Genomic DNA, 2,715 nt, shown 5'->3' with positions numbered 1-2,715 from the left:
CCGGTGGCCGCCGCGCGCTCGGCGGCGCGGTCGACGGCCTCGAACGCCACGTCGTCGCGCATCTCGTCGTCCACATACAAAAGCTCGTCGAGCGACACGCCGTAGAGCTGCGCGAGCGCGATGAGGTTGTCGGTGTCGGGCGACGATTCCGAGCGCTCCCACTTCGACACGGCCTGGCGCGACACGCCCAGCTTCTCCGCGAGCGCTTCCTGCGACAGTCCCGATTGCTTGCGACGCGCCGACAGGCGCTGGGCGATCTCGACGTTCATGGTTCCGAACCCTTTCTCGTTTCATTCATCATAGCGTACTCAAAAGGGTACGGTTGCGGGAATCGCCGCGCGACCGCTTCCAGTTGGAATTTTCCGCAATTATTGGTTGCGGGCTATCTGATCTGGTTAAATGCAGGCTAAAAACAGGGAGGGCGCTCTTTACCTCTTCCGCGCGATGTCCACGACCACCCAGAGGGACAGGATCGCGGCGCCCAGGTAACCGAAGAACGCGAGCACCGGCACGCCCAGCAGGCGCGGTTCCATGCTCGAGAGCGACAGCATGCTCGAACCGATGAACAGCCCTGCGATGATGATGCCGATGGTCAGCCGGTTCACGATCTTGCCCAGGTGCGAGAGGGGCGCCTCGCTGCCCAGCACCTCGGTGTTCACCTTCAGCTGGCCGCGCGTGAGCATCTTCAGCGCCTCGCCGGAGTACTGGGCCGCGTCCATCGAGCCGCGCGCTGACGAGCGCAGCGCCAGCGCCAGGTCCTCCATGGCTCCCGCCAGCTCCTCGGCCGGGTCCTTCGTGCGCTGGATGTGCGCGTTGATGATGGACACCACGTTCTCGTTCGGGATGAACGGCAGGATGGTGCCCTCCAGCGTCACCAGGCCGCGCGACACGCTCGTGATGGACGACGGCAGCGTGACCTTGCACGAGCGCGTGAGCATGAGGATGTCGTTCAGGAACATGCCGATATCGATGTCGGCCACGTCGCACGAGCCGTAGTCCTCCAGCAACAGGTCGAGGTCGGCCAGGAAGCGCGTGTGGTCGATGGCCGCGTTGTCCTTCGCGATGGCGAACGACATGAGCGCGCTCTTGAGCTCGGTGGCGCTCTGCATGCCCACGGCCTGGATGATGTTGCCGAACCCGGCGCGGTCGTGCGGCGACAGGCGCCCCATGATCCCCAGGTCGATGTAGACGACTTTCCCGTTGCGGATCAGCAGGTTGCCCGGATGCGGGTCGGCGTGGAAGAACCCGTGGTCGAGGATCTGCGTGGCGTAGTTGTCGAGGATCTTCTCGCCGATCTCCTCCAAGTCGTAGCCGGCAGCCCGCAGCCGGTCGGTCACCAGGATGGGGATGCCGTCGATGTACTCCATGACCAGCACGTACTCGCCGCAGAGTTCAGGGTACACGTGCGGGCTGTCGATAAACGCCACATCCTTGTTCAACCGCGCGAACTCCTGGAGGTTCGCCGCCTCGCGCTGGAAGTCCGTCTCCTCGAGGAACGTGGCCCACAGCTCCTCCACCACGTCGCGCAGGTCGAGCATCTGGTCGTCCTTCATGAAGCGCGACGCCTGGCGTGCCACCATGCGCATGATGTCGATGTCGAGCGCCATGGTGGCCTTCACGCCGGGACGCTGGATCTTCACCGCCACGATGTCGCCGTTCGCGAGGCGCGCCTTGTGCACCTGCGCAAGCGACGCGCTGCCGAGCGGCGTGGGATCGATGGCATCGAAGATGTCGCCCTGGCGTTCGCCATAGATGTCGTCGAGGGCTGCGAGCATCTGGTCGAACGGCAGAGGGTCGCACTCCATCTGGAGCTTCTTCAGCTCGTCACAATAGGCCTTCGGGAGGATCTCCGAGCGCGTGGACAGCGTCTGGCCGATTTTCACGAAGCTGGGGCCCAGGTCCTCCAGCATGGCGCGGAACTCCTCCGGCGAGAAGCCGCGCAGGAAATGGTGCTTCTGCAGGATGGAGTAGATCTCCTTCAGCCGGCGCGTGCGCGTCTTGCGGCTGAGATTGAACCGTCCCTCGGGGTCGATCTCCGCGCCTGAGCTGAAGAAGTATTTGAGCAGCGTGTTGTCGGCCATGGCCATGGCGGGCGCCTCTCTCGAACGCGCGCGGGGCCGGGGCTACGCGCCAGGCGTCTGGGGAGACGCAGGCGAGCCGCCCTCTATGGGGATCTCCACCGCAGGCGATTCCGCGGCCGACGTCTCCACGGGGGAGGCGTCGCCCACCTCCGCCTGGGGCTCGGGGGAATCGGCCGACGGCGCGGCAACGGGCGCCTGAGCGCTCTGCTTCGCCGCGATCTCGGCGGCCTTGGCCGCGAACGCCGCACGCTCCTCGGGCGTCATGACGGCCATGCGCGCCTCGAGGGCGTCGTAGCGCAGCGTGCTGGCCACGTCCTCGGCCTTGTGCTTGAGCTCGGTGTTGATCTGCTTGCCCTGGTCCACCGTGAGCTCGCCTTTCGAGATGAGCTGGTCCACCAGGTCCTTCGATTTCTCGGCGGTGATGGCCATCGCTCCGATGCCCGCCAGGAAGATGTCCTTGAATCCGTCGCCTATGGTAGCCATAAAAAGCCTCCTTCGTCGCGGTTCGGCCCACTCACGCCGCAGCGCTGTCGGGCTCTTTGAACCATGATGCACCAAATCCGCGAAAAGGGCAATGCGAGGTGGGAGTTTGTAGGGAAAAGAGAATACCGGGGAAAGATGCGGTCGAAACGGC

Annotated in this window: 3 protein-coding genes; all 3 read right to left on the bottom strand. The window is 64.9% G+C overall.

All coding sequences use genetic code 11. The features are described from left to right. Positions 1-269: helix-turn-helix transcriptional regulator (locus tag GPA_RS08200; protein WP_156791148.1), on the bottom strand; the 269-nt coding region annotated here is incomplete at its 3' end. Between the two features lie 159 nt (positions 270-428). Then, complete coding sequence (locus tag GPA_RS08195; RefSeq protein WP_041240279.1) at positions 429-2,081, bottom strand: ABC1 kinase family protein; 1,653 nt, start codon at positions 2,079-2,081, stop codon at positions 429-431. A gap of 42 nt (positions 2,082-2,123) precedes the next feature. Next, positions 2,124-2,564 carry a phasin family protein gene (locus GPA_RS08190; RefSeq protein WP_015539573.1) on the bottom strand — a complete coding sequence of 147 codons (441 nt, stop codon included), beginning with the start codon at positions 2,562-2,564 and terminating at the stop codon, positions 2,124-2,126. Positions 2,565-2,715: the final 151 nt, after the last annotated feature.

Source organism: Gordonibacter pamelaeae 7-10-1-b (assembly GCF_000210055.1).
Taxonomy (GTDB): domain Bacteria; phylum Actinomycetota; class Coriobacteriia; order Coriobacteriales; family Eggerthellaceae; genus Gordonibacter; species Gordonibacter pamelaeae.
The sequence above is the reverse complement of the archived record's forward strand: the minus strand, read 5'-3'. Positions and strand labels throughout refer to the sequence as shown.